The 24,828-nt window shown below is 69.9% G+C and carries 25 protein-coding genes and 3 pseudogenes; 6 read left to right on the forward strand and 22 right to left on the reverse strand.

Translation table 11 applies throughout. The features are described 5' to 3' along the window. Positions 1 to 3 precede the first annotated feature (3 nt). Positions 4 to 183 (forward strand): annotated as a pseudogene (locus B082_RS36135) (hypothetical protein); the annotation flags it as partial. A gap of 337 nt (positions 184 to 520) precedes the next feature. Here B082_RS36135 and B082_RS0115345 read toward each other — a convergent pair. From B082_RS0115345 to B082_RS0115370, 6 genes are all read right to left on the reverse strand, one after another. Continuing rightward, positions 521 to 1,108 (reverse strand): hypothetical protein, encoded by a 588-nt coding sequence (locus B082_RS0115345; RefSeq protein ID WP_018552694.1) that lies wholly within the window; start codon positions 1,106 to 1,108, stop codon positions 521 to 523. After that, positions 1,105 to 1,680, reverse strand: coding sequence for a hypothetical protein (locus B082_RS0115350; RefSeq protein ID WP_018552695.1), 576 nt, complete (start codon positions 1,678 to 1,680; stop codon positions 1,105 to 1,107). The genes B082_RS0115345 and B082_RS0115350 overlap by 4 nt, the downstream gene beginning before the upstream one ends. Beyond that, positions 1,677 to 2,228 (reverse strand): hypothetical protein, encoded by a 552-nt coding sequence (locus B082_RS37455; RefSeq protein WP_158688875.1) that lies wholly within the window; start codon positions 2,226 to 2,228, stop codon positions 1,677 to 1,679. The genes B082_RS0115350 and B082_RS37455 overlap by 4 nt, the downstream gene beginning before the upstream one ends. Before the next feature lie 86 nt (positions 2,229 to 2,314). After that, entirely contained in the window at positions 2,315 to 2,911 is a 597-nt protein-coding gene (locus tag B082_RS0115360) for a hypothetical protein (protein WP_018552697.1), read from the reverse strand. A 306-nt stretch (positions 2,912 to 3,217) separates the two neighbouring features. After that, on the reverse strand, positions 3,218 to 4,000 hold the full coding sequence (locus tag B082_RS0115365) for a hypothetical protein (RefSeq protein ID WP_018552698.1): 783 nt from the start codon (positions 3,998 to 4,000) through the stop codon (positions 3,218 to 3,220). Then, positions 4,000 to 4,617: a hypothetical protein gene (locus B082_RS0115370; protein ID WP_234018159.1), complete on the reverse strand. Its 618-nt coding sequence runs from the start codon at positions 4,615 to 4,617 to the stop codon at positions 4,000 to 4,002. The genes B082_RS0115365 and B082_RS0115370 overlap by 1 nt, the downstream gene beginning before the upstream one ends. A 186-nt stretch (positions 4,618 to 4,803) precedes the next feature. On the opposite strand from B082_RS0115370, the gene B082_RS0115375 reads away from it, so the two are divergent. Continuing rightward, positions 4,804 to 5,601 carry an SAM-dependent methyltransferase gene (locus tag B082_RS0115375; RefSeq protein WP_026249817.1) on the forward strand — a complete coding sequence of 266 codons (798 nt, stop codon included), beginning with the start codon at positions 4,804 to 4,806 and terminating at the stop codon, positions 5,599 to 5,601. An 87-nt stretch (positions 5,602 to 5,688) separates the two neighbouring features. On the opposite strand, the gene B082_RS0115380 is transcribed toward B082_RS0115375, so the two are convergent. From B082_RS0115380 to B082_RS0115400, 5 genes are read right to left on the reverse strand one after another with little or no spacing between them, the layout of a single operon-like run. Continuing rightward, on the reverse strand, positions 5,689 to 6,225 hold the full coding sequence (locus B082_RS0115380) for a hypothetical protein (RefSeq protein ID WP_018552701.1): 537 nt from the start codon (positions 6,223 to 6,225) through the stop codon (positions 5,689 to 5,691). Further along, on the reverse strand, positions 6,222 to 7,658 hold the full coding sequence (locus tag B082_RS0115385) for a sensor histidine kinase (protein ID WP_018552702.1): 1,437 nt from the start codon (positions 7,656 to 7,658) through the stop codon (positions 6,222 to 6,224). The genes B082_RS0115380 and B082_RS0115385 overlap by 4 nt, the downstream gene beginning before the upstream one ends. Beyond that, positions 7,655 to 8,338 carry a response regulator transcription factor gene (locus tag B082_RS0115390; RefSeq protein WP_026249818.1) on the reverse strand — a complete coding sequence of 228 codons (684 nt, stop codon included), beginning with the start codon at positions 8,336 to 8,338 and terminating at the stop codon, positions 7,655 to 7,657. Before B082_RS0115390 ends, B082_RS0115385 begins: the two co-directional genes overlap by 4 nt. A gap of 60 nt (positions 8,339 to 8,398) precedes the next feature. Next, complete coding sequence (murJ, locus tag B082_RS0115395; RefSeq protein WP_018552704.1) at positions 8,399 to 10,090, reverse strand: murein biosynthesis integral membrane protein MurJ; 1,692 nt, start codon at positions 10,088 to 10,090, stop codon at positions 8,399 to 8,401. Next, positions 10,087 to 11,244 (reverse strand): lipid II:glycine glycyltransferase FemX, encoded by a 1,158-nt coding sequence (locus B082_RS0115400; protein WP_018552705.1) that lies wholly within the window; start codon positions 11,242 to 11,244, stop codon positions 10,087 to 10,089. The genes murJ and B082_RS0115400 overlap by 4 nt, the downstream gene beginning before the upstream one ends. A 180-nt stretch (positions 11,245 to 11,424) precedes the next feature. On the opposite strand from B082_RS0115400, the gene B082_RS0115405 reads away from it, so the two are divergent. Continuing rightward, entirely contained in the window at positions 11,425 to 12,699 is a 1,275-nt protein-coding gene (locus B082_RS0115405; RefSeq protein ID WP_051094621.1) for a L,D-transpeptidase family protein, read from the forward strand. 85 nt (positions 12,700 to 12,784) lie between these two features. Here the strand turns inward: B082_RS0115405 and B082_RS0115410 are convergent, their stop codons facing one another. From B082_RS0115410 to B082_RS36145, 10 genes and pseudogenes are all read right to left on the reverse strand, one after another. Continuing rightward, a complete protein-coding gene (locus tag B082_RS0115410; RefSeq protein ID WP_018552707.1) occupies positions 12,785 to 13,657 on the reverse strand; it encodes an amino acid ABC transporter permease in 873 nt (290 codons plus the stop codon). Continuing rightward, positions 13,654 to 14,298, reverse strand: a complete 645-nt coding sequence (locus tag B082_RS0115415) for an amino acid ABC transporter permease (RefSeq protein ID WP_018552708.1) — start codon at positions 14,296 to 14,298, stop codon at positions 13,654 to 13,656. Before B082_RS0115415 ends, B082_RS0115410 begins: the two co-directional genes overlap by 4 nt. A 16-nt stretch (positions 14,299 to 14,314) precedes the next feature. Next, positions 14,315 to 15,226, reverse strand: coding sequence for a glutamate ABC transporter substrate-binding protein (locus tag B082_RS0115420; protein WP_026249819.1), 912 nt, complete (start codon positions 15,224 to 15,226; stop codon positions 14,315 to 14,317). A gap of 13 nt (positions 15,227 to 15,239) precedes the next feature. After that, positions 15,240 to 15,983 carry an amino acid ABC transporter ATP-binding protein gene (locus tag B082_RS0115425; RefSeq protein WP_018552710.1) on the reverse strand — a complete coding sequence of 248 codons (744 nt, stop codon included), beginning with the start codon at positions 15,981 to 15,983 and terminating at the stop codon, positions 15,240 to 15,242. Positions 15,984 to 16,117: 134 nt separating this feature from the next. Continuing rightward, positions 16,118 to 16,558: a DUF6278 family protein gene (locus B082_RS0115430; protein WP_018552711.1), complete on the reverse strand. Its 441-nt coding sequence runs from the start codon at positions 16,556 to 16,558 to the stop codon at positions 16,118 to 16,120. 113 nt (positions 16,559 to 16,671) lie between these two features. Continuing rightward, positions 16,672 to 17,451, reverse strand: coding sequence for an exodeoxyribonuclease III (locus tag B082_RS0115435; protein ID WP_018552712.1), 780 nt, complete (start codon positions 17,449 to 17,451; stop codon positions 16,672 to 16,674). A gap of 48 nt (positions 17,452 to 17,499) precedes the next feature. Next, positions 17,500 to 18,198: an MBL fold metallo-hydrolase gene (locus B082_RS0115440; RefSeq protein WP_018552713.1), complete on the reverse strand. Its 699-nt coding sequence runs from the start codon at positions 18,196 to 18,198 to the stop codon at positions 17,500 to 17,502. A 12-nt stretch (positions 18,199 to 18,210) separates the two neighbouring features. Continuing rightward, entirely contained in the window at positions 18,211 to 19,488 is a 1,278-nt protein-coding gene (locus B082_RS0115445; RefSeq protein WP_018552714.1) for an alpha/beta fold hydrolase, read from the reverse strand. A gap of 545 nt (positions 19,489 to 20,033) precedes the next feature. Beyond that, positions 20,034 to 20,204 (reverse strand): annotated as a pseudogene (locus B082_RS0115450) (ISL3 family transposase); the annotation flags it as partial. A gap of 225 nt (positions 20,205 to 20,429) precedes the next feature. Then, the gene (locus B082_RS36145) at positions 20,430 to 21,020 is read right to left on the reverse strand and encodes an RICIN domain-containing protein (RefSeq protein WP_199783800.1); all 591 of its coding nucleotides are present in this window, start codon (positions 21,018 to 21,020) and stop codon (positions 20,430 to 20,432) included. 525 nt (positions 21,021 to 21,545) lie between these two features. On the opposite strand from B082_RS36145, the gene B082_RS0115460 reads away from it, so the two are divergent. Beyond that, on the forward strand, positions 21,546 to 22,700 hold the full coding sequence (locus B082_RS0115460) for an oxygenase MpaB family protein (RefSeq protein ID WP_234018160.1): 1,155 nt from the start codon (positions 21,546 to 21,548) through the stop codon (positions 22,698 to 22,700). 221 nt (positions 22,701 to 22,921) lie between these two features. On the opposite strand, the pseudogene B082_RS0115465 reads toward B082_RS0115460, so the two are convergent. Then, positions 22,922 to 23,287 (reverse strand): annotated as a pseudogene (locus B082_RS0115465) (transposase); the annotation flags it as partial. 327 nt (positions 23,288 to 23,614) lie between these two features. Here B082_RS0115465 and B082_RS40500 point away from each other — a divergent pair. Then, a complete protein-coding gene (locus B082_RS40500) occupies positions 23,615 to 24,133 on the forward strand; it encodes a DUF6207 family protein (protein WP_420707682.1) in 519 nt (172 codons plus the stop codon). A gap of 294 nt (positions 24,134 to 24,427) precedes the next feature. After that, positions 24,428 to 24,529, forward strand: a complete 102-nt coding sequence (locus tag B082_RS40505; protein ID WP_199783801.1) for a helix-turn-helix domain-containing protein — start codon at positions 24,428 to 24,430, stop codon at positions 24,527 to 24,529. The last annotated feature ends 299 nt before the right edge of the window (positions 24,530 to 24,828 follow it).

Here is a 24,828-nt window from a genome sequence, read left to right on the forward strand (position 1 = left end):
TGCTTCGAGCGCGAGGACCTGCGGGCACATCTCACCGGCGCGGAGTGGACCGACGACGAAGCCTTCGCCGCCTACGGGCTCGATGACTCCACCATCACCGCGCTTCGCACCCGAGCCCTGGAATGGGCCGACGACCTGGCAGTCCGTTTACCCGAAGAGACCCACGATCCGGACATCGACTGACCGCGTGAGGTGGTCCGGGGCCGCCGGAGCACGCTGCCCGACGGCCCCGGCGCACCTGAGCTTCCCCCGAGATGCGTCGGCCAGAACTCCGGCGGTCGCCGCGCACACCAGCGCGTCCAAGGTGGATACGGCCCTTGCGGCCCCGGGGATCGGGCACGCGGCCCAGAAGAATTCACGGGTCAACGGCGTCGAGCTTCCGCCTGCTGCTGAACGTGGTCAACTCCCAGGCGTACGGCCCCGACGTGGTCGAACTGGTCGGCGACGTGACTCGCACGGCCCGGTCCCCCACGCCTGCCCCGCGCGCCTCCCACCGCGCGACCGGCTGAGGCGCCGGAGGTCACCGGGTGCGAGCGAGAGCCGCCGACATGCGGGAATCGCAGAGGACGAATGCGAGCGGCCCCAGCACCGCCGCGCCCGCACTCGCGGCGAGGGCCACGCCGGGCCGGAACCACGCCGGGAGATCGGCGAACACCTCGGAGGTGAACACGACGCCGATGAGCATCACCGAGGTCAGCAGGATCCCTCCCACCGTGACGACCGCACAGCACTGGGCCAGAAACCGCCATGCCCGTGCCCGCCTCGCCCCCGGGCCCACCGGACGAAACGGTTCCAGAGCCTTCCTGACCTCGTCCGGCCACCGGACGACGCACACGTCCTCCACGTCGTCGGGGTCGTCGGTCACGTGCCGGAAGCCGACGGGCTGTCCGACCAGGTCGCGGCCTCGGCCGGGCATCGACAACGGGCAGGTCACGCTCCGGCGGAAGACCCGGTGTCCCCGCACACCGGCCCTGATGACGAGCGTGTCGGCGCCCTGCGTCTCGCCGGCGGGCTCCTCGATGGAGTTCTCGATCACGCCGACGGCGAAGTGCCCCTCGGCGAATCGTTCCTCTCTGCGGGACGGCTTGCCGGGGCGCAGGAAGCTCATCGAGGGCTCTCCTTCGTGTCGTCGGGCCACCCGGCGAAGAGCACGTCGTGCTCGTCGTCAGGGTCGGATGTGTTGTGGCGGAAGCGGATCGCCCGCCCGATCCAGCGGTCGTCCGGCCCCAACGAGTCTCCCGATCCCCAGTGGATGGTGCGCCGGAGCACGGTCCCTCCCGGAAGCCCGGCACGTACGGCGAGGCAGTAGGTCGGGTTGCCGTCCGCGTCGTTCTGGGGAAGCTCGATCACCTTCTCGACGGCGCCGGTGGTGCACTGCCCGTCGGCGAACCGGGCCTCCGCGAGCCGGGAGCCTGCGCCCGAGTCGAGGGCCGTGCCGATGAGCAGCACTCCCGTACTCGATCCGTACAGCCAGGCGAAGACGTCCAACCGGTCGATGCCGGCGGTCCAGAACCAGATGTCGAGCCCGATGCCGACAGGGACCGCCGCACCGAACGCCACGATGCCGAGCGTCAGTATCCACTGGCCGACTCTTTCCCACCGCGACCACCGGCGGATCCGTGCCCGGGTCTCCGGGGTCTTCGCGCGGCTCATCCACTCATCGGTCTGCTCACTGGTCATGAGCCCGACGCTTTCCGCGTACGGCGGTCGTTGGCGAAGCGGCGCCGCAACAGGTCCGATCCCGGTCCCGATTCCTGATGCAGCGTGCGGAGGCCGAGGTCGTATCCGCAACGGATGACGTCCTCGTGGGGTTCGGCGAGGAGGACCCGGGTCCCGTGGCCGTGGTTCAGCTCGGCCGGGTCCTCGAACGCGTACACCTCCCAGACCGAGCCGACCGCGAAGCGCGCGAGGCTCTCCGAGGCGACGATGTCGGCGATCGTCGTGTCGACCTGGACGCCCCCGATGCCGACGCGGACCTCGATGAGGTCGTAGGCGGGCGTGTCGCTGTCGGAATCGGGATCCACGTCGAAGCGGACGCGACCGGTGACGGTGGCCTGCCGTGGAGTCCGGTCGAGCGCGGGGAGCGTCTTGTGCCAGCCCCTCGTCCCGATCATGGGCGCGGCGAAGCAGCAGGCGAGGCCACCGACGATCCAACGCTCCGGCCAGGAGGAGGCCGGCTCCCGGACGAACCCGAAGGCCAGCCAGGCCACCAGCACGGCGACCACCATCCACATGACCCTGAACTGCCTGCGCTCGGAATTCAGGCGGTCCTCCGATGCCTGCGCCAGGGGAGACTCTCCGCTCTCCGGCCGGCTCATGATCGCGCCGCTTTCGCGTCCGGACCGGGGAACCCGTCGAACAGGACGTCGTGCGCGTCGTCGGGGTCGAGGGTGTTGTGGCGGAAGCGGACCGGCCCTCCGACCCGCCGGCGGGGGTTGTTCCCGCCCAGGTACACCTTCCGGTGGAGGACGACTCCGTCGGACAGCTCCGCGCTGACCCTCAACTCATACGAGGCGGTGTCGTCGCCGCCGCCGGGCTGCTCGATCACCTTGTCGACACGGCCTGTCGACACGTACCCGTCCGCGAAGCAGGCCGCGAGGCGCTCGCGACTGCCCACGGCCATGAGGACGCCTCCGACGAGCGGCACCCCGGCGGCGATGCCCCACACCCACCAGTACACGTCCGTACGATCGATGCCGGCGACGCCGAACCAGATGGCCGACGCGAGCGTCGCGAACGGGGCGAGGACGAGCAGTGGGACACCGCCCAGCACCGTCAGCACGCCGGTCGTCTCCACCCGCGACCAGCGTCGGATGCGCGTACGTGTCCTGGCCGTGCGCGCCACCGCCAGCCAGTCCGCGGTCCGGTCGTCAGCGTTGTGGAGGCGGATCCCCCGGCCGGGCCAATTCATCGCCTGCTCCTTCGCGCTGCCCCCGGGCGGAGATTCGCACGGAGCACCCGCAATTCCTTCCCGGGCGGCACCGTGGTGGCGTTCGGCTCGCTCCGCTCGTCACGGGGCCCGGTCACCTCTCCGACGAGTCACGGCGATGCCCGGTGCGCGGCGGCCCCCGTTCGCTCCCGGATCGCCCGGTCCCGCACAGTCGGTCAGTTGTACTTCCGAGAGTGGTCGGGCCGGCGCGCGGCGTCAAGAGCGCACGGAAACGAGCAGGCGGGGCCGACCGCACTGCCGTCCCCGGCGCCCTACAGGTCCACAGGTCTACAGGTCGACTACTGACCGACGCGCCGGTGCGGTCTGCTCGCGTCCACGCAGCCGCTGGAGCAGCCCGCCGAGCATCGGCATGGTCAGGCCGGCGAAGAGGAAGAGGACGGCGAGCCCGCTCAGCGCCGGGCTCACTGCCTCCTCGACGTCGAGGGACCACGGGCTGTCGAGTGTGTAGAAGACGATGTAGGAGCCCTTGGACATCGTGTAACCGACGCCCAGGACCGCCGCGAGAGCACACAGCGCGAAGCCGGCGCCCGTCCAGGGGCGGATGGTGCGGCATCGGCGGGCAGTGCGGCCGCACATGAAGGCGAGTTCGCCGCAGGTGACCAGGACGTAGGAGAGGTAGACGAGCAGGTAGGCGGCCACGGACGGGTGGTCGACGTACGCCGTGGTGAACTCGACGTCCCGGCCGTTCGCGGCGAGGAAGAGCGGGACCATCACGGCCAGTACGACGACTGCCGCGAAAATGCGCTGGTACATGGCGGCTCGCAGGTACTCCGGGCGGTAGGCCAGGTCCACCATCGTGATCTGCAGTGCCGCGCACCAGAGGATGGCGCACACGTGCGCCACCAGCTTCCCGGCGTTGTCCAGGCCGGTGATGTCCTCGGCCGTCCTGGCGACCGCGGGTACCGCGAAGAGGACTCCCAGGGTGCATACACCGAACGCCACGGCGATTAACCAGGTGAACACGCGTGGGTGGTGCATGGCTCTCCGGGCGCAGAGCACGGTGACGATCACTCCCGCGACGGCGCAGGAGCCGAATATCATGCCGTCCATCAGAGACCTTCCAGGGCATCGGCCGCGTATTGGGCGGCTTCGGATTCAGTCCGCCGTCGCCGGGCCTTCCTCGGCTTCTCGGCGCTCGGTCCGTCGTCCGGCACGGAAGACAGGCCGAGGGTTTCACGCCGGCGCTCCAGATGTGCGACCACCTTGCGGACTTCACTCTCCGGAAGGTCGCTCAGCAGGACGAGCAGGCGACGGGCGAGCGGGTTCTCGAAGGCTTCGAGCGCTGCGAGGTCGTCGTAGCCGGCGTGCGGCAGCAGGTATGCCGGCGGCACGTCGCCGAGGGCCTGGCACAGGGCCAGGACGGTCTTGATCGTCGGGTTGTCCTGCTGGCCGCCGGCAAGTTTCGCGATGAGCGCGAACGACGTCGTCGCGGGCGGGTCGGGCAGGTCGTCGACAGCCTGCGACAGGGTGCGGGAGACGTACGGCCTGCCCCGTGCGTCCTTCCGGTGGGCCATGAGCGACTTCAGCTTCTGCGCAAGGGAGTTCGGCGGCGGACACAGCGTCTCGGCGGCAGCGCCTCTCCGGGCCTCTCCCTCGTCACGGCTCGCACTCACGTAGTGATCTCTCTCGCCATCATCGATCTTGCTCTTGTGTACTTTAGTTGACATGTCGTCGGACGCAAGGGCAGGATCGCACCATCGGCAGGCTCTCGTGTCGACCTGTTGGCGGACGTCGGCCGAACGTACGCATGCCCGTCGCACACCCGGACAGCGCGCTTCACGTCACGCGGCCCGGGAGAGCATGTCCGGCCCCCGCAGCCCCTTGCCGGCAGCGATCGCCGAGAGGAGCGCCACTTGAGTCAGCATGGCTTACCCGCCCCGGTGATCGACACCGGCCGACCTCACTCCGCGAGGATCTACGACTACCTGCTCGGCGGCAAGGACAACTACCGGGTGGATCAACAGGCCGGTGACGAACTCGTCGCCGCCGCCCCCCAGGAGCGGGCCGGCGCGCGGGCCAACCGTGCCTTCCTTGAGCGCGCCGTCCGCCACGTCGTCGGCGCGGGCGTGCGGCAGATCCTCGACATCGGCACCGGGTTGCCCCATTCCCCCAACGTGCACGAGGTCGCCCTCGAAGCGGCGCCCGACGTGCGCGTCGCGTACGTCGACAACGACCCGATCGTCACCGCACACGCGGACGCCCTGCTGCGCAGCTCCGACACGATCGGCGTCGCGCTCGCCGACCTCCGCGACCCGCGGGCCGTGGTGGAACATCCCCACGTCCTCGACGTCATCGACTTCGACCGGCCCCTCGCCCTGCTCCTCACCTCCGTGCTCCACTTCCTCACCGACGCGCACAGGCCCGAACGGATCGTCGCCACCCTGCGCGAGGCGCTCCCGGCCGGAAGCTACCTGGTGCTCTCGCACGCCACCGACGACTTCGCCGACTGCACCGCGGCACAAGCCGTCTACGACACAGCCACCACGCCCCTCACCCCGCGCTCCCACAACGAGATCTCGAAATTCTTCGACGGCTTGGAACTGCTGCCGCCCGGCCTCGTTTCCGTCCCCTCCTGGCGGCCGGACACACCCCCCTCCGCACGGCCGGCCGCGATCGGCGTCTACGGAGCAGTCGCCCTCAAAACCGGCTGACCACACCGCTGACGACGAAGACGGGACCACGCACGCCCCAAACCCGCCCGCGCCGTGCGGAGTTCGCGCGCCGGCTCCCGTCCCTGCTCAGACGGAGCAGTGGGCCGGGCCGATGACGCCGTCCGTGCCGGTGACCGTGACCGCCTCGGTGCGGTCGGCGGTACGGGCTCGGGCCGCGGTGCAGATGAGCTGTTCGCGGGCTGCCCGGGAGAGTCCGGTGACCGGGAGGGTGAGGGTGACCTGTACGCCCTGCGCGCTCAGCTCGACGCCGATCTTCACCCGGTCGCCGGGCAGCTCCGTGCGCAGGCCCGCCGCCTTCTCCGCCGCGTCGGGCCCCTGGAAGAGCAGGGCGACGGCGGCCGCCGCCCCGGCGGGTCCACCGTGCTTCCGGCCGTCCTCGTCGCCATAGCCCTCCGGGCCGACGTTCCGGACGACCGGCAGCAGCCGGGAGGCCGTGGACGAGGAGACGAAGTACAGCAGGGTGCCGAGCCGGCCGGCCGGGGCCACTTCCACCGTCGCCGGTTCCCCGGCCTCCACGACGTCCGTCGCACGGATGCCGCAGCCGGTGGCGGTCGCGAGCAGCAGTACGGGCAGCAGCGCGCCGAGTGCGCGCCGTCCCCTCACCGCTCCCCCATCGGCAGGTCCACGGTGAACACCGCGCCGCCGCCCGGGGTGTTCACCGCGCTGACCGTGCCTCCGTGCAGCCGGACGTTTTCCTGCGCGATGGCGAGGCCGAGACCGCTGCCCGCCGACCGGGTGCGCGCCGCGTCGGCCTTGTAGAACCGGTCGAAGATGTGCGGGAGCACGGCCTCGTCGATGCCCGGTCCGCTGTCCCGGACCTCCACGACGAGCCGGTCCCCGTCGTCCCGCCGCCCGGCGCGCACCCGCAGGGTGACCGGTTCGGCGCCGTGCCTCAGCGCGTTGCCGACGAGATTGGCGACGATCACGTCGAAGCGGCGCGGGTCGAGCACCGCCCGTACGCCGTCGGCGAGTTCGGTGGTGACCCGGCCCTCCCAGCGGCGGCCCTGGAGCGTCTTGCGTACGGTCTCGGCGACATCGATCTCGTCCAGGTGCAGGTCCGCCGCGCGGGCGTCGAAGCGGGATATCTCCATCAGGTCCTCCACCAGGGTGGCGAGCTTCCCGGTCTCCGCGCTGATCAGCCGGACGGCGGCGGCGGTGTCCGGGCGCAGTTCACCGGCGTCCTCGTCCAGGACCTCGGTGACGGCGAGCATGCCGGCGAGCGGGGTGCGCAGTTCGTGGGAGACGTCGGAGGCGAAGCGCCTGGCCCGCTCCTCGGCCCTGCGCAGCTCGTCGACGGACTCCTGGAGCTTGGTCGACGACTCGTTGAACGTCCAGGCGAGGTCGGCGAGTTCATCGTTTCCGCGTACCGTGATGCGGGTGTCCAGCTCACCCCGGCCGATGCCGGCGGCGGCCCTGCGCAGGTCGCGCACCGGGCGCAGGACGCTGCGGGCGGCGAGCAGGGCGGGCACCAGGGAGACGAGCAGGGCGGGCAGGGCGCCGTCACGGGCTGCGGTGACCATGGCGGCGACGTTGGCCTCCTCGCTGGACAGCGGCATCACGGCGTAGAGGACGAGGCCCGTGGGCTGGCTGCCGTCGCCCCGGTCGAACAGGGTCGGCATGCCGACGGTCAGCCACGGCTCGCCGTCCTTGACGACCCGCTGGAACGAGCCGTGGGCGTTGCCGCGGGCGGCGGCGCGCAGCGCGGGAGTGATCACGGTGGAGGTCGTCCGGTCCGAGGAGGAGGCCCGCAGGTTGCCGTATTCGGCGAAGACGGTCCACGTGTGCGAGGTGCCCTGCCGGGCCAGCGTGAGGCAGATCTCCCGCATCCAGACCCGGTCCAGCGGAATGGTGATGCCCTGTGCCGCGACCCGGTCCCGGAACTGGGACACGGCGGTGTCCTGCGCCTGCTGGAGTATCGCCGAGCGGGCCTCGCGGTAGGTGAGGGCCGCGGTGGTGGCGGCGCTGACGGCGGCGACGAACAGGAACGCGGCGATCAGCCGGGTGCGCAGGCCGAAGCGGGCGGCGAAGAGCTTCACTCAAGGGGTCCGAAACGGTAGCCGAAGCCGCGCACGGTCTGGATGTAGCGGGGGCTGCCGGGCACGTCCTCGACCTTCTGGCGCAGCCTGCGCACACAGGCGTCGACCAGCCGGGCGTCCCCGTGGTAGCTGTGCTCCCACACGTATTCGAGGAGCTGCTGGCGGCTGAAGACCTGCTCGGGCGAGGCCGAGAGGTGGAGCAGGAGCTTCAGTTCGGAGGGTGCGAGCAGCAGGCGCTCGCCGGACTTCGCGACGGCCAGGCCCGCGCGGTCGACGGTCAGCTCGCCGTGCGTCTCGGTGCCGCCGCGTCCGGCGGGGACGGAGATCCGGCGCAGCACGGCGCGGACGCGGGCGTCGATGACCTCGGTGCGGGCGGGTTTGACGATGTAGTCGTCGGCGCCCGCCTCCAGGCCCACCACGACGTCGAAGTCGTCGCCGCGCGCGGTGAGCATGATGACGGGCAGCTGGCTGGTCTCGCGGATCCGGCGGCAGACCTGGACGCCGTTCATGCCGGGCAGCATGAGATCGAGGAGGACCAGATCGGGCCGGAAATCGCCAAGCGCGGCGAGCCCCGCCTCGCCCGTACCGACGGCCCGCAGCTCGTGTCCGCGCCTGCGCAGCCCCAGTTCGACCCCTTCCCGAACGGAGGGGTCGTCTTCGATCAGGAGCACGCGAGGCATGGCGTCAGTATCCCAGCGATCAAGGAATGGATTCGAACGGGCGGGCGGTCGGGGCCCGGTTCAGCTGCGCCTCAGCCGGCCCCGGACGGCGTTCAGCGCGGCGCTGACCTCGGTGAGTCCCAGGGGGCGGGCCAGCAGCGCCACGACCAGGGCGAGGACGACGGTCCCCGCGCCCAGCGCGGCGAGGTCCCCGGACCCCGACCCGTCCGTGTCGACGGCGCGGGCCGCCAGGTACGCCAGCAGCCCGGCGGGCACGCAGGCGGCCGTCAGCCGCGCGTGGGCCCGTACCCCGGGCGAGCGGGTGAGCGAGGGGCGACCGGCACCAACCAGGGAGACCCTGCGGTTCAGGACGTACGCGGTGAACGCGAAGCCGGTGAGCAGGGCCACCGAGTACGCGCCCGCCATGCCCGTCACCGCCCAGCGCGGGGGCAGCAGGAGGTAGGCGACGACGCAGAGCCCGGCGTTCAGGGCGGCGATGACCAGGTTCAGCAGGAAGGGGGTGCGGGTGTCGCTCATCGCGTAGAAGCCCCGGGAGAGCACGTACTGCCCGGAGAAGGCGATGAGCCCGGGGGCGAACGCGGCCATCATGCCCGCCATCACCGTGATGTCCGCCGGCCCCGTGCGTCCGTAGCCGAAGACCGACCCCATCACCCAGGGCGCGAGCGCCAGCAGGAGGGCAGCGGCGGGGACGACCACGGCCGCGGAGGTGCGCAGCGCGTACGAGAGGTCCCGCCGCACCCCGGCCAGGTCGCCGCCGGCCGCCGCCCGGCTCATCCGGGGCATCAGCGCGGTGACGAGACTGACGGTCACGATGCCCTGCGGCACCACCCACAGCTGATAGGCGTAGCTGTACGCGGTGTAGCCGGCGCCGCCCACGACATGCTGGTCCACGGCGTGCTGGCCGGTCGCGGTGGAGAGCCGGGTCACGACCCAGTAGGCGGCCTGGTTGGTCAGGACGAGCATGACGAGCCAGCCGGCGGCGCGCAGCGGACGGGTGAGTCCGCTGCCGCGCCAGTCGAACCGCGGCCGCCAGCGGAATTTCGCGGCCCGCAAGGAGGGCACCAGCGCGAGGCTCTGCACGGCGATGCCCGCCGTGGTGCCCCAGCCCAGCCACTGGGCCTGCGCGGAAGTGAGGGTGCCGTCCGAGCCGGCGGCCGTCCAGAGATAGAGCCCGAACACCGCGATGATCACGACGTTGTTGAGGACGGGCGTCCACATCATCGCGCCGAACCGGTCACGGGCGTTGAGCACCTGCCCGAGGAGCGTGAACAGACCGTAGAAGAGGATCTGCGGCAGGCAGTAGCGGGCCAGGGCGATGGTGAGTTCGGCCTGCTCGCCGTCGTAGGTGGGGGCGTAGACCGAGATGATCAGCGGTGCGCCGATGACGGCGAGCGCGGTGAGGGCGATCAGACCGGCCGTGCACAGGGTCAGCAGGCGGTCGGTGTAGGCGGCGCCGCCGTCGCTGTGTTCCTTGGCGGCGCGGACGAGTTCGGGGACGAAGACCGCGTTGAGGGCGCCGCCGATCAGCAGCATGTAGAGGATGTTGGGCACGGTGTTGGCGACCGTGTAGCCGTCGGCCCGCAGTCCGGTGCCGAGCGCGGCGACGACGACCGCCGAGCGTATGAACCCCGTCGCCCGCGAGACGATGGAGCCGGCGGCCATCACGGCGCCGCTGCGCAGCACCGAACCGGAGCCGCGGTTCGCGGACTGTTCGGGGGCGTCCGCCGCGGGGGCGGCGTCGGCGGCCGTCACCGGCGTGCCAGGTAGGCCCGGAATGCCCGGTACAGCGTGTTGTTGGCGGCTCCGCCCACCGATGTCTCCCACTCTCCGAGGGTTTCCACGACGTGTCCGCCGGTGCCGAATTTCCAGCGCAGCAGCCCGAAGGGCCGGTCGTCGGGATCGAGGGTGGAGGATACCCCGCGCATGTCGTACACCTGTGCGCCCCCATCCCGGGCGTCGCACATCAGCTGCCACTGGAGGGCGTTGCTGGGGCGGACCTCGCGGCGGTGGTCGGCGGAGGCGCCCGTCTGGTACCAGACCCGCCGGCCGGTGCTGATGACGGTGTGCGCGGCGAGGATCTCGCCTTCGTGGACGGCGAGGCAGAGCCTCATCCGGCCCGGCTGTTCGGCGTTGAGCACGGCGTACTGGCGCTGGTAGTAGGCGAGGGAGCGACCGAGACGGAAGCCGTCGCGTTCCTCGGTTATCCGCAGCAGCCGGTGGAACTCGGGCAGTTCGGCGGCGCTGCCGGTCACGACGCGCACCCCCGCCTTCCCCGCGCGGCGGACATTGCGCCGCCACTCCTGGTTGAGCCCGGCCCACAGGTCCTCGGTGCCGCGTCCGGCGAGCGGCACCCGGAAGACGTACCGGGGCTGGGCGTCGGCGTCGTCGCCGTCCCCGCCGCAGCGCTGCCAGCCGCGTGCCCGCAGCCGGTCAGCGACGGCCGCGCCGAGCGGGTCGACCTCGCTGGCCAGGACGTCCGGGACGGTGCGGCCGGGTCCGGTGGCGGCCTTGAGCCGGGGGGTGTCCCAGCGGCGGTAGGCGGGGGAAGGCCCCATGCGTACGGCGAACGCCCCGGCAGCGCGCAGATGGGCGAGCAGCGGCCGCAGCCACCGGTCGATGCCGGGGTCGGCCCAGTCCACGACCGGCCCTTCCGGAAGATAGGCGAAGTATTTCCGGGTGCCGGGGAACTGCCGGTAGAGGACGAGCGCGCTGCCGCTCAGTGCCCCGTCGCCGTCGTGCCAGCCGAGACTCTCCGACGACCATCCCTCTTTCACGCCCGCCCACGACGGGTACTGCAGAAAGCCGGCGTCGGCGTGCGTGGCCAGGTGCGCACGGTGCTCGTCCGCCGTCAGGCCGTGTACGCGTAGTTCACGGCTGCGGTCCTCGGTCGCGAGCAGCGCTGACATGTCCGTGGCCTTCCCTCGTGGGTCCCGCGGTCTGCTCTGCGGGGCTGCACAGGATGCTCACAGCGGTCCGTGACCGGTCCGCGCGCCGCATGTGACCGGACGATGACCGTTGCGCCGCACTTCTTGTCACACAGGGATTTCCTGCTTTTCCACGGATTTACGGAACTTAGGCTCCGCCGCATGCCTCTCCACCGACGAACGAGCAAAGCCCTGGAGGTTCCTCCGTTGATTCCCGCGATTCCCGCCTCTGTCGCGCCGGCGCGCCCGCCGCGCCCCGCCCGGCTCGCCCTCGCCGCCGGCACCGCGGTGCTCGGCATCGCTCTCACGGCCTGCTCCGGAAGCGTCGCCGCATCGGGCCGGGCCGACGCCGGCCGGGGCGGGGACTCCGGTCCTTCGAAGGCCGCGCGGACCAGCATCTCGGTGAGCCCGCACGGCCCCGCGGCCGCCGCGGGCAAGCCGGTGACCGTGACCCTGGCCGCCGGGAAGCTGCGCGAGGTCACCGTCTCGGCCACGGAGGGCAAGGCGCTCACCGGCCGGATATCCGCCGACGGCCGGACCTGGACCTCGGACCGGGTGGCGGCGCCCGGCACCGCGTACCGCGTCGAGGCGCGGGACACCGGAGGCGGCAGCGACACGGCCTCGTTCACGACCGCCGCGGCGGCGAAGGTGAACAAGCTGACGCTGGCGCCCGGCAAGAACACCACGGTCGGCATCGCCCAGCCGCTGTCGATCGTGTTCGACAACCCGGTGAAGGACAGGGCGGCCGTCGAGAAGGCGCTCAAGGTGTCCACCTCGAACAACACCGAGGGCTCCTGGGGGTGGCTGCGCGACTACTCGGGCCGCGACCGCGTCGACTGGCGCCCCAAGGAGTACTGGAAGTCCGGTACGCGCATCACGCTCGACGCCGAGCTGAACGGCGTCGATTCGGGCCCCTCGGGCGGCTTCTTCGTACGGGACTACGCCACGACGTTCACGGTGGGCGCGAGCCAGGTGGTGAAGGTGGACCTGGACCGCCACCGGCTGGCGCTGCGGCGGGACGGCCGGACGGTCATGGACGTGCCGATGTCGGCGGGCACGCCGGGCGGCGACAAGGCGTCGTGGCGGGGCACGGCCGTGCTGATGGCGAAGGAGGGCACGATCAACATGCGCTCCGAGACGGTGGGGCTGGGCCACACCTACGACAAGATGGTCGACTACTCGATGCGGCTGACCTGGTCGGGCATGTATGCCCACGCCGCCCCCTGGAACGCCGCGTACTTCGGGCGGGCCAACCACAGCTCGGGGTGTGTCGGCATGAGCGACGCGGACGCGGCGTCCCTCTACCGGCAGGCCCACGTCGGTGACCCGTTCGAGATCACCGGCGCGGACGCCAAGGGCACGGTCGCGGAGGGCAACGGCTACGGGGCATGGAATGTCTCCTGGTCCGACTGGCAGGCGAAGAGCGCACTCGCCTGACGGCCCGGCCGGCTCGCAGCTGACCTTCTTCCCGCGGCGCGAGAAGTGATCACCGGCTGCTGCCGGTCGGGCACCGCTCCCGTGACTACCGCGCTCCCGGCATCAGCGTTCCCGGCTGGGCCTGGCCGACGCCCACCGCCTCCGTCTTCGGATTGCGCCGTTGCCGCCGGGCCACCCACGTGGCGAACCAGGAGAGCAGCATGCACATCCCGATGTAGATCGGTGAGATCACCATCACCACCGGGATGAAAGGCAGATCGTAGTCCAGGTTGGAGGCGATGAGCTTGCCCGCGTGGAGGAACTCCTCGTAGGTGATCAGGTAGCCGAGCGAGGTGTCCTTCAGAGCCACCACCAGCTGGCTGATGATGGTGGGCAGCATCGCGCGGACCGCCTGCGGCGCCAGTACGTAGGTGGTGACGTGCGTCTTGCGCATGCCGAGCGCGTACGCCGCCTCGCCCTGGCCCCGCTCCACCGAGTTGATGCCGGTACGGAACACCTCGGCGAGCACCGAGCCGTTGTACAGGGTGAGCCCGGCGACCAGCGCGGGCAGCGGCTGCACCTTCAGCGCCACGAAGATGAAGAAGATCATCACCAGGACGGGCATGGCGCGGAAGAACTCCACGAGGACCGTCGAGACCCAGCGCACCGGGCGGTGTTCGGACAGGCGCCCCACCGCGAGGACGGCCCCGAGCGCCAGCGAGAGGACTGCGGCGTACGCGAACGCCTTGAGGGTGTTGCCGAGTCCGCGCAGCAGGAGTTCCTGGATGCCCTTGTACTCGAAGGGCGACCACTTGGCGCTGGTGAACTGGTCGGTGTCGAACAGCAGATAGATGACCCAGCCGACCAGGGCGAGGAGCAGGACGGTCGACACGATCCCGTAGACGCGGTGCCGTTTACGGGTGTGCGGTCCCGGGATGTCGTAGAGGACGGTCGCGGAGGGGGTGGAGTGGGCGGTCATCGGGCAACTCCCCAGCGCTTTTCCATGACGTGGAAGAGCGCGCTGATGGTGAGGGTGATGATGAGGTATCCCACGGCGATCCAGACGAAGGTCCAGATGATGCTGTAGCCCAGCTCGTTGAGGGTCTTGTAGGTGCCGAGCAGTTCGGTGACGCTGAACGCCCCGGCGATCGCCGAGTTCTTCGCGAGCGCGATGAGCGTGGAGCCGACCGGCGGGATCACCGAGCGGAACGCCTGCGGCAGGACGACGTTGCCGAGGGTCTGGCCGAAGGTCATCCCGAGGCTGCGGGCCGCCTCGCCCTGCCCGGTGGGCACGGTGTTGATGCCGGAGCGCAGCACCTCGCAGATGAACGCCGAGGTGTAGCAGCCGAGCGCCAGGACCGCGAACACGTTGAACGGCAGCACCAGGCCGAAGCGGGGCAGGCCGAGGAGCACGGCGAAGAAGAGCAGGGTGAGCGGGGTGTTGCGCAGGACCGTCACCCAGACCGTGCCGATCACCCGCAGCGAGCCGACGGGAGCCACCCGGAAGGAGGCCATGACGAAGCCGAGGACCATCGCCAGGACCGAGGCGTAGACGGTGAGTTCGACGGTTCCGAGGAAGCCCTTGCCGTAGAGCGAGAAGTTGTCGGTGAGTACGTCCATGGAATCGGCCGTCCTCTCAGTTCGCCGGGTAGCGGTCGATGGGCGGCGGCTTGGGCGCGGGGGCGCCGGACAGGCCGAGCGTCGCCTCGAACGCCTTCTTCCAGTTGCCGTTCTTCTCGTTGGCCTCCAGCGCGTCGTCCAGCGCGAGGCGCAGCGCGTTGTCGCTGCGCGGGACCCCGATGCCGTACGGCTCCTCGGAGAACGGCTTGCCCACGACCTTCATCTCATCGGGCGCCTTGGCGGCGAAGCCCAGCAGGATCGCGTCGTCGGTGGTGACCGCGTCGACCTGGAACGTCAGCAGGTTGTCGACACAGATCGAGTACGTGTCGTAGGCGACCAGCTTCGCCTTCGGGTAGTCGGCGGCGATCCGCTGGTACGGGGTCGAACCCGCCGCCGAGCAGACCGTCTTGCCGGCCAGGTCCTGGGGGCCGTGGATGTCGTCCTCGTCGGTGCGCACCAGCAGCCCCTGACCCGCCATGTAGTACGGGCCGGCGAAGCCGACGAGCTTCTTGCGCATGTCGTTGATGGTGTAGGTGCCGACGTAGTAGTCGATCTGCCCGTTCTGGAGCGCGGTCTCACGGTTGGCGGAGGCGATCGTCCTGAACCGGATCGTCTTCGGGTCGAAGCCGAGGGACGCCGCCATCATCCGGGCGATCTCGATGTCGAAGCCGGAGTAGACGCCGGTCGCGGGGTCCTTCTCACCCAGATAGGGCTGGTCCTCCTTGGCCCCCACCCGCAGATAGCCGCGCTTCTTCGCCTGCGTCCAGGTCCTGGAGTCCGGCAGCCGGAAGCCGGTGTCGACCTTGTAGACGGGCAGTTCCCCGGCCTTGGGTCCCTTGACCGGCGGGCTGCCGTCCTTGCCGCAGCCGGCGGCGAGGACGGCGAGCAGCAGGCCGGCGCAGGCGGCCAGCACTTTCCTCGTACGCAACTCGGGCCTCCCGTCAGTGCTTGAGGATCTTGGACAGGAAGTCCTTGGCCCGGTCGCTCTCCGGGGCGGTGAAGAATTCCTCCGGGGTGCGGTCCTCGACGATGCAGCCGTCGGACATGAACACGACGCGGTTGGCGGCAGAGCGGGCGAAACCCATCTCGTGGGTGACGACGACCATCGTCATGCCCTCGCGGGCGAGTTGCCGCATCACTTCCAGGACCTCGTTGATCATCTCCGGGTCGAGGGCCGAGGTCGGCTCGTCGAACAGGAGGGCCTTCGGATCCATGGCGAGGGCACGGGCGATGGCCACGCGCTGCTGCTGTCCGCCGGAGAGCTGGGCGGGGAACTTGTCGGCGTGCTCGGCGAGTCCCACCCGCTCCAGCAGTTCCCGGGACCGCTGGTCGGCCTCGTCCTTCTTCCGCTTGCGGACCTTGACCTGGGCCAGGGAGACGTTGGCGAGCACGCTCTTGTGCGCGAAGAGGTTGAACGACTGGAAGACCATGCCGACTTCGGCCCTCAGCCGGGCCAGACCTCGGCCCTCCTCGGGGAGGGGTTCGCCGTCGATGGTGATGTGGCCCGACTCGATCGTCTCCAGCCGGTTGATCGTCCGGCAGAGCGTCGATTTCCCGGAGCCGGACGGGCCGATGACCACCACCACCTCCCCGCGGCCGACGGTGAGATTGATGTCCTGCAGTACGTGCAACTTCCCGTAGAACTTATTGACGTCTCGCAGTTCGATCAACGGATCGACGGCCATACGCTGCCCTACCCCCTTGTCGCTCGGTCGAGGTCAGCGCAAACTAACCAGCCCGGCAAGGGGGTTCCGGCCCGACACGCACCAATGGTGCATAAGGCGTTTTATCTCTTCGCGCGTCCCGCCGGGCGGCCGGGTCAGCCCTCGGCGGACTCCGCGTACACCTGGGACAGCTCGGGGCTGCCGGACATCGCCCAGTCCAGACCGGCCTCGACCACGTCGATCTCACGCCCCGAGGCGAGCCGTACGACGGGCTGACCGCTCGGCCAGATGTGCCAGAGGGCCCCGGGGACATTGCGCACCAGGACCGTACCGAGGTAGAGGCCCGCGTCGTTGCCCAGCCAGGGCAGCTCCTCCGGGTCGTCGCGCCAGCGCGGCGGCAGCTGGTCGAGCGCGGCCAACGAGGCCGGACTGTCGTCCAGTTCGATGCCGCGCTCCCCCACTCTGACGCGGAGCAGCTCGCACTCGGCGAGCAGCGCGGCCACACCTTCCGGATCGGCGTCGACGGCCGCCGCGAGCCCCGCCTCCCGCGCCCCCTCGTGACGCTTACGCCAGTTGTCCAAGAAAGGGATGTTCATACCGCTCAGGGTCGCATCCCGGTCGGCTTCGGCACCACAGGGCGCGCGGCCTGTCGTTCGAGTGCTGAACACCACACGGTCACCGCGCGTTCCCCCGGGGCGGGAGGCGGCGCTCAGAGGTCGAGGTCGACGACCACCGGGGCGTGGTCGGACGCGCCCTTGCCCTTGCGCTCCTCGCGGTCCACGTAGCTGTCCCGCACCGCGGCGGTGAAAGGGGCGTTTCCGTAGACGAGGTCGATGCGCATGCCCCTGTTCTTCGGGAAGCGCAGCTCGCGGTAGTCCCAGAAGGTGTAGGGGCGGTCGTACTTCAGGGGGCGGGGCATCACGTCCGACAGCCCCTCCTCGCGCAGCGCGGCCAGCGCATCCCGCTCGGCGGGGGTGACATGCGTGGCCCCCTCGAACAGGGCCGGGTCCCAGACGTCCTCGTCGGTCGGGGCCACATTGAAGTCACCGAGCACGGCGAACGGACTCGGGCCCGCGGCGTCGGCGGCCACCGCCTTGCGCAGCGCCTCCAGCCAGCGCAGCTTGTACGCGTAGTGCTCGTGGGCGACCTCGCGGCCGTTGGGCACGTACACCGACCAGAGCCGCACCGGGCCGCACGTCGCGCTGATCGCGCGGGGCTCCTGCGCGGTCTCGTAGGCGGGTCCTTCGGGCAGGCCCGTCACGATGTCGGACAGGCCGGCGCGGGAGATCAGCGCGACCCCGTTCCACCGGCCCGTCGCGTGGACCGCGGACTCGTACCCGGCCTCGCGGAGCGCGTCCGAGGGGAACTGCTCGGCCGTGCACTTGGTCTCCTGGAGGCACAGCACGTCCGTGCCGCTGCTCTCCAGCCAGGCCAGCAGCCTCGGCAGACGGGCGGTGATCGAGTTGACGTTCCAGGTGGCGATGCGCATGTACGTAAACCTAGCGCCTGCCACTGACAGCCGCCGGGGCGGCGGCTGTCACAGGTCCGTCGAGTCGCCCGGTGTCATCCGGCCGTGGCCGGCGCCGCCCAGCTCGCCGATCTGCCGGTCGTAGATCGGGCGGGCCAGGTCGGTGAGCAGCGCGTCGTGGATGTCGATGGCCCGGCGCGGCTTCACCTCGCGGACGTAGTCGATGACCTCGGAGATCTTGTTCCAGGGGGCCATCACCGGGAGCATCAGGGTGTCGACCGGCCGGCCGGGCAGGGTCAGGGCGTCGCCGGGGTGGAAGACGGAGCCGTCGATCAGGAAGCCGATGTTGGTGACGCGCGGGATGTCCGGGTGGATCACCGCGTGGAGCTCGCCGTGCACCTGGATGTCGAACCCGGCGGCCGAGAACGTGTCCCCGTCGCCGACGGTGTGCACCCGCCCCGGGAACGCCGCGCCCAGCCGCTCGGCGACACTGCGCAGGGTCCAGATCTCCGCGGCCGGATCGGCCTCCAGGCCGGCCCGCAGCCGCTCCTCGTCGAAGTGGTCCGGGTGCTCGTGCGTCACCAGGATCGCCTCGGCGCCGATCGCCGCGTCCCGCTCCGAGAAGCCGCCCGGGTCGATGACGAGCGTGCGCCCGCCCTTCTCCAGGCGGATGCAGGAGTGCGACTTCTTGGTCAGCGTGAGCGCGATCGGCTCTTTGCTCTCGGCGTTCTCGGAGTTCTCGGAGTTCTCGGAGTTCTCGGCAGTCATGGTTCCATCCTGCTATGCCGGGGGCGTCGTTTCCGCCTGAATCACCGACTGGGCGATCGTGAACGCGGCGCTCGCGGCCGGAATCCCGCAGTACACGGCCGTCTGCATCAGCACTTCCTTGATCTCGGCCGGTGTGAGCCCATTGCGCAGGGCAGCCCTGGTGTGCGCGGCCAGGCTCTCCAGCCGCCCCGACGCGACCAGCGCGGTGAGGGTGACGGTGCTGCGGGCACGCCGGTCCAGTCCCTCCCTGCTCCAGACCTCGCCCCAGGCGTACCGGGTGACGAGCTGCTGGAACTCGTCGGTGAAGTCGTCGGCGGCCGCCATCACCCCGTCCACCTGCGCGTCGCCGAGCACCTCGCGCCGGATGCGCATGCCCGGCGCGTACGGGTCGGCCCGTCCGCCGGCCACGGCCTCCGGTTCCTGGGCGGCCGTACCGATCTCCGCGACGGGCAGCACCGGGGTGGTGAGCCGGGGCACGGACTGCGGCATCGGGATGCCCGCCTGTGTGTCCTGCCAGGCGGCCGAGAAGTGGGTCAGCAGCAGATCGGTGACCGCCCCGGGCTGCTCGACGGGCGCGAGGTGGGACGCGCCGGGCACCAGCGCGAGCCGGGCATCCGGTATGCCCGCGACCAGGGTGCGCGCGTCCCCGGGACCGGTCACCCGGTCCTCCGCCCCGACGAGGACGAGTGTGGGGACCGGGATGCGGGCCAGTTCCGTACGGATGTCGAAGGCGGCCAGGGCCTCGCAGGCGGCGATGTAGCACCCCGGGTCGGTGGTCCGCACCATCTGGACGGCCCACTCGACGATGGCGGGCTGCGCGGCGGCGAAGGCGGGCGTGAACCACCGCTCCGGCGCGGTGCGCGCCATGGGCTCCAGGCCGTTGGTACGGACGATGACCCCGCGCTGACGGAACTCGTCCGCGCTGCCGAACCGGGCCGAGGACGCCACCAGCGCGAGCGCGGCGACCCGCTGCGGGTGCCGCAGCGCGAGATCGGCCCCGATCGCCCCGCCGATCGAGCACCCCGCGTAACCGAAGCGCTGCACCCCGACCCCGTCGAGCGTGGCCAGCAGCCGGTCGCCCAGCTCCGCCACGGCACTGGCGGGCCTGGCGGGCGCGCCGCCGTGTCCGGGGAGGTCGTAGCGGAAGACTCTCCAGTGCTGGGTGAGCTCGGGTATCTGTCTGTCCCACATGTGCCAGGTGGTACCCAGTGAGGGGCCGATGACCAGGACCGGGGCGTCTTCCGGCCCGTCAAAGCGGTATTGCAGGGTGTTCGGCGGTGTATCACTCACGCCCCGCACCCTCTCACGTCTCACAAAATCTCACACAGCCGAGGGAAGCCGGCTGGCCCGATGCATCCGCAGCTCGGCTCGTCGAGCACTGCCGACGCCTACCCGATCGATGATGAGCCTCTCAGGGTGCACGGGCGTCCTTGACGCAGCACGTCCTGCCGGCCGCGCTCGCGCATGGTCCACGCGCCGACGCGCGGCTTCCTTCATCAGCGCAGCTGCCGGCAGCTCCCAGTTTGCAGCAAAGCGTGTGGCACCGTCCCGAAGGCCGGGGCGACCGGGCGGGAAACCGTTCGGGCCACTCCGATCAGCACCCGTTACGTAACTATTCGATCCACAGGTCTTGACGATTACCCTGGTGGGGGCCCTGGCGGCTCGCGTTGGAACCGTGGCCTGGCGGCGTCGGCCCGGCTGTACGACTGGGCGGTTCGCGGCGCGCATGTGGCGGTGAATCCGGTCGTTACACGGTCCACGGTCGGCGGGATGAAGTGATCACGGTGCCCAACGTTTGGCTCTGTTCCGTAGTCGGTGGTGACGGTGCGTTCTCCTTATTGCAGGAGGGTGCGGTGACGGAGAAGGTAGATTTCTGCTCGGCGGTGCGTCTGCCACATGAACTTCTTGGTCCGGGTATTGACGCCTTCTGTCCGGCCGTTGCGGTGGCGCAGGGTGAGGCCGGCGCTCACAGCGGCGCGGTCGAGTTCGAGGTCGTTGCAGAAGCTCGGGCCATCGGCCTGTGCAGCCTCAGCCCGCAGCACGAAAACGGTCCACCGCCCCTCGGTGGACCGTCATACAACTTCGAGGCCAGGACCTATTCCCACGTGCCGTCGGCGGCCCACATCCGGCAGCCGATCACCGTGCCGCTCCGACACCGGCTTCCCGCTCAGGGCCCTGCCGCAGCGCGGGACGGAGCCCTGCGCGGAAGGCAGCGCCGAAGGGCAGTGCAGTCACTGCCGGGTGAAGTGCCACATCTGCGAAGTGGTTGGTGAGTTGGGGTTGGGCAGTTCGCGCAGTGGTGCGTAGTTGTCGTCCCCGAACAGGCCGGTGACAGCAACGTCCTCGTTCAGGAAGGGCGACAGAACCCACCGTGCGGGGCTTTCGTCGGTGGACCTGAGGATCCACCATTGGGACTTGTTCGTCGTGCACGCGGCCAGGTACACCGAACCCCCCGGCTCACCGGCCCTGGCGTCGGCGCAGTTCCCGGTACGGGCGCTCTTCCAGTGGAAGATTCCGGGACGACCGTTCACCTGCTCGAACTGGAATGTGCGCGGGAACGGATGGTCTTGCCGGTAGTAGACCTGAAGGTAGGTGCCGGCGTTGCCGACCGTGTCGTCGGGGATCAGGTAGTTGGTGTGGGCGTCGTTGGTGATGACGACGGGCCCGGAGGGGACGGGGCAGCGGTGGGTGCGGCTTGCGCGGCCCCTGTCAGGAGTGCGACGGAAAGAATGGCGGCCGCGGCAGCGGCCCAGCGACGGATAGTCATGCGGGCTATCTTGACGCCAGATTTGTAGCGAACTGCTTTTTCGGGAAAAGACCACCCGATCGAGCAAAGCAGGCCGTCCGAGGTGAACCGGGCCCACGGTTTGGCTCGGGGCACTCCACGGCGGACAGCGTGCTTGTAATAGCCCGCCCTGCCAAGTAGGGCGCAACCCACGACCTGGAAGAAGGCATACGGACGCCACCCGCTGAAGGGCTTCGCTGACCACGAACGGGAGGACACCGCAGAGCCGGTGGCTGCCCTGCTGCGTCTCGGTAACGACAGCAGCGCCACGCCGCCGACCGACGCCGCGGCCTTTGCGTACTCCCTGATTCACGCGGGGCGCACGCCCCTTTACTCCTATTGGGCGACCATCCCAGTGCACCAATTGCGGCAAGATCGAAGGGAGTGACCTTGCCCCGTCCCCTCTACCGCTCACGCCCCTCGGCGCCATGGCTCAGTCCGCAGGAGCGAAAGCTGACGGACTTCGCGTAGACCGAAGGGAAGCCCCAGTGGGGGGATTACGTCTGGCCGCTGGAAATATCTCTTGCATGGTCAATTTCATTATTAGATGGGGAGTATTGATATGGCGTTGACATCCGCAACGGTTGCAGCCGAGTTGGAGGCTGCGAGCAAGGTCGGGGATCCCGCGGCTGACGCGCTGGTGAGCGATCTGCTCGAGAACGGGGAGGTCGACGGGGTCAACGCCCTGTTCCGGACGATCGGAATGCTCAAGCCCGACACGGATCTGTCACGGCTTCCGGCTCGGCTGGCCCAATTCCTGCGGGAGGCAGCTGCCCCGCCGCCGGACTGGAGCGAGGCAGACGTCAAGGCCGCCGAAGGCTTCTTCGGCCACCACCACGGCACCGCCTCTATGCTGCAGGGCACCGTCGGGCTCATCGGCACCTACCTCGCACCCACCGGGGCATTCACCCTGCGCTCCACCGGCCGTCTCGGAGGTGTCGAGGGGCCGGGCCGAAGGCTGTCGCAGTCCTCCCGGCTGTTCCTCGACATGGGCAACAAGAACGCCATGCGCGACGGGACCCTGGCCGCCACCGTGACGAAGGTGCGCCTCGTGCACGCCTCGGTACGGCAACTGCACAAGCAGAGCGGCCAGTGGGACTACGACAAGTGGGGCGAGCCGGTCTCCCAGAAGTACACCACCGGCGCCGCCTGCGTCTTCAGCACTCAGATCCTGCAGGGCATGAGGAACCTCGGCATCGATGTCTCCGCCGACGACGCCCGGGGCTTCATGTGCGCCTGGCATTACGTCAACCACTACCTCGGCACGCCGGAGAAATGGCAGCTGCCCAAGGATGCCGACGAAGCCGAGCGGCTGTGGAACCAGGAGCGGGACAAGGAATGGAAGAAGAGCGACGACGGTGTCTTCATGACCGCCCAGGCCATCAAGTTCTACCGCGACCTTCTGAAGCCCGGTGCCAGTGATGCCTACATCGCGCTGACCCGAGTAGCGCTCACCGACAAGTACGCGGACATGGCCGATGTGCCTAAGAGCCCCATTGATCTCGTGGGCAAGCCGCTTGCCGCGGGCCACGGCCTCGTCAGCGGAACGGCCGGCGGTCTCTTCGGCGGAGCTACCCAGCGAACCGTCGGTATCAACCCCTACAAAGACCTCCTGGGAGTCGCTTCGAAGGCATTCAACGAGATCGAGCAGTACGCACTCACCCACGACCAGGACGACCAGCCCCAGATGCACCAGGAACTCGACGACAACCGCTGACCACCGGTCGCGCTGCCCAGCGCAACCGCCAAGCGCACCGGAGCATCGTGAGCCTGGCGGTTGCGGCTTCTCACACAAGCTAAGGGCGGAGGCGACTGGGCCCTCAGTCAAGTTCAACTCAGCGCGCTGAACTTGACAGAGAAGCCCTCGCTCACCAGCACGCTATACGCGGTGGTGACGAGGGGTCTGTGTAGTAAACAGTGGGACTCGGTTGGTTTTGATCAGCGGCGTCCGGCGGCGAGCCGGCCGTCGAAGGTGATGTCGAAGGCTTGCAGCGCTGCCTTCCAGCGCATGGTCCAGCACTTGCGTCCGGTGCCGGTGGGGTCCAGGCTCATGACGGCCAGGTAGACGCACTTGAGGGCTGCCTGCTCGGTGGGGAAGTGCCCCCTGGCCCGGACGGCCTTGCGGATGCGCGCGTTGATGCTCTCGATCGCGTTGGTGGTGCAGATGATCTTCCGGATCTCCACGTCGAACCGGAGAAGGGACGCGAACTCTGCCCAGGCCGCCTCCCAGAGCTTCACAATCGCCGGATACTTCCCGCCGCAGGCGTCGGTGAACTCCACGAACCGCTCCAACGCGGGTTCCTCGGTCGCCAGGGCAGACCTCGATGACGCCTGGTCGTATCACTCGCGTATCACACAGCGATCACCAACTGGTCAGACCTTCCCAGATCAGAACCCTCTGACCTGCGGTTTCGTGTACGCCCTGGACTGGCGAAGACGTCCCTGGACGGTTTCTACAACCTGGGCCAAGTGGTGCCGAGGGAGGGGCCGATGACCAGGACCGGGGCGTCTTCTGGCCCGTCAAAGCGGTATTGCAGGGTGTTCGGCGGTGTATCACTCATGCCCCGCACCCTCTCACGTCTCACCGGCCGTGCCCGTAACCCCAGCCAGACGGCAGCCGTCTGCCAGGACATGAAAGACCACACAGCGAGGCATCTGTCCGGTCCCGGGACGGGGTACGTCGACATCGTCGCGGCCGACGAGCCAGCCCTCCTGCGAATCGCCGAGCTTCTCGCAACGACATGGGCATCGAGCGGACCACCCACAGTCCGGCAGCTCCCCGGGTCGGCGGCCTACACCGCACGAGTGCATCTGGACACCTCGCTGCCGGCGCCCGGCGGGACCCGGGTCCTCCCCAGCGACTGGGTTCGCTTCCCCTTCCCGCCATGGGGTGGGCGGCTGAACGATGCGAAGCCGACGTGTGTGCGCCGCAGGAATGACCAGCGGGTGTGCGGGCGGCAGGCAGCGGAGTGGCCGCGCGGATACGGTACGAACGACCCCGGAGCCTGCTGGTCGCATCTGGACCGGGAGGAGCGGGAAGAATGCCTGCGGGTCCGGCAGGCATACGAAAAAGCATTCTGGGCGCTGAAGAAGCAGCGCTGGCCGGAGGCCAGGCACGGTCGCGGCGAGCGGTGCAACGAGTGCAGGTGAGCGGCCGACGGTGCCGTCCCGGCGCCGACGCCGGATACCGGCTTTTGATCCGTGGGCAGCGAGGCTCAGGGCATCTCCTCGCGGCAGGATCAAGCAGGTCAGTGTGGCGGGGCGGGACTGGATGATCCCCCTGGGGGTGCAGGTGGCTTCACCTGGCACAAAGAGCACCAATTCCGCATCCGTCACCGAGACTGTCTGGTCGGCTCACCTCCGCTCGCGCGGAGAGCACCTGCCCGTACAGCCGCCGAAGCGGCACTTCGTCGTCCTCTCCGCGCGAGCGGAGGTGAGCCGACCGTGCACCGCATCGAGTACGGCACCAGCGACCCGCGGCTGTCGATGCTTCTGCGTCTCGCAGCAGCCCTCGGTGTACCCCTCGCAGACCTTGTCCGGGAGTAGCCCTGCCCCCGTTATCTTCTTCGCGGCCCTGCAAGAGGGCCGCTGGCCTCCGGGCCCGGCATGACTGTTGCCCCCTGTCGAAGTCGATGACCTGGGGGGTGGTGTCACCGGGTCCGGGAGGTGCCGTCGGAGACGCTGATCAGAGGTCCGGCCGCCATCCGGTCCGGTGCAACGCCGGACAGCTCGCGNATGGCAGGTCTGCATAACGTGGATGCGCGAGCACGACACCGATGCCGAGGCCGGCACGTTCAACATCATGGGAGGGGCGCCATGTCCGACACCGAAGACGTGGGCGTGTT

Origin of the sequence: Streptomyces sp. ATexAB-D23 (assembly GCF_000373645.1) — a bacterium.
GTDB lineage: Bacteria > Actinomycetota > Actinomycetes > Streptomycetales > Streptomycetaceae > Streptomyces > Streptomyces castrisilvae.

Excerpts from the sequence above, each read along its gene's own strand:
- B082_RS0115435 (WP_018552712.1), bottom strand. The coding sequence starts at position 17,451 with ATGCGCATCGCCACCTGGAACGTCAACTCGATCACCGCCCGTCTGCCG.
- B082_RS0115360 (WP_018552697.1), bottom strand. The coding sequence starts at position 2,911 with ATGAATTGGCCCGGCCGGGGGATCCGCCTCCACAACGCTGACGACCGG.
- B082_RS0115400 (WP_018552705.1), bottom strand. The coding sequence starts at position 11,244 with ATGTCAGCGCTGCTCGCGACCGAGGACCGCAGCCGTGAACTACGCGTA.
- B082_RS0115440 (WP_018552713.1), bottom strand. The coding sequence starts at position 18,198 with ATGACTGCCGAGAACTCCGAGAACTCCGAGAACTCCGAGAACGCCGAG.
- B082_RS37455 (WP_158688875.1), bottom strand. The coding sequence starts at position 2,228 with ATGGTGGTCGCCGTGCTGGTGGCCTGGCTGGCCTTCGGGTTCGTCCGG.
- B082_RS0115370 (WP_234018159.1), bottom strand. The coding sequence starts at position 4,617 with ATGTCAACTAAAGTACACAAGAGCAAGATCGATGATGGCGAGAGAGAT.
- B082_RS0115350 (WP_018552695.1), bottom strand. The coding sequence starts at position 1,680 with ATGACCAGTGAGCAGACCGATGAGTGGATGAGCCGCGCGAAGACCCCG.
- B082_RS0115410 (WP_018552707.1), bottom strand. The coding sequence starts at position 13,657 with ATGACCGCCCACTCCACCCCCTCCGCGACCGTCCTCTACGACATCCCG.
- B082_RS0115405 (WP_051094621.1), top strand. The coding sequence starts at position 11,425 with ATGCCTCTCCACCGACGAACGAGCAAAGCCCTGGAGGTTCCTCCGTTG.
- B082_RS0115415 (WP_018552708.1), bottom strand. The coding sequence starts at position 14,298 with ATGGACGTACTCACCGACAACTTCTCGCTCTACGGCAAGGGCTTCCTC.
- B082_RS0115460 (WP_234018160.1), top strand. The coding sequence starts at position 21,546 with ATGGCGTTGACATCCGCAACGGTTGCAGCCGAGTTGGAGGCTGCGAGC.
- B082_RS40500 (WP_420707682.1), top strand. The coding sequence starts at position 23,615 with ATGAAAGACCACACAGCGAGGCATCTGTCCGGTCCCGGGACGGGGTAC.
- B082_RS0115430 (WP_018552711.1), bottom strand. The coding sequence starts at position 16,558 with ATGAACATCCCTTTCTTGGACAACTGGCGTAAGCGTCACGAGGGGGCG.
- B082_RS0115365 (WP_018552698.1), bottom strand. The coding sequence starts at position 4,000 with ATGGACGGCATGATATTCGGCTCCTGCGCCGTCGCGGGAGTGATCGTC.
- B082_RS0115345 (WP_018552694.1), bottom strand. The coding sequence starts at position 1,108 with ATGAGCTTCCTGCGCCCCGGCAAGCCGTCCCGCAGAGAGGAACGATTC.
- B082_RS0115425 (WP_018552710.1), bottom strand. The coding sequence starts at position 15,983 with ATGGCCGTCGATCCGTTGATCGAACTGCGAGACGTCAATAAGTTCTAC.
- B082_RS0115390 (WP_026249818.1), bottom strand. The coding sequence starts at position 8,338 with ATGCCTCGCGTGCTCCTGATCGAAGACGACCCCTCCGTTCGGGAAGGG.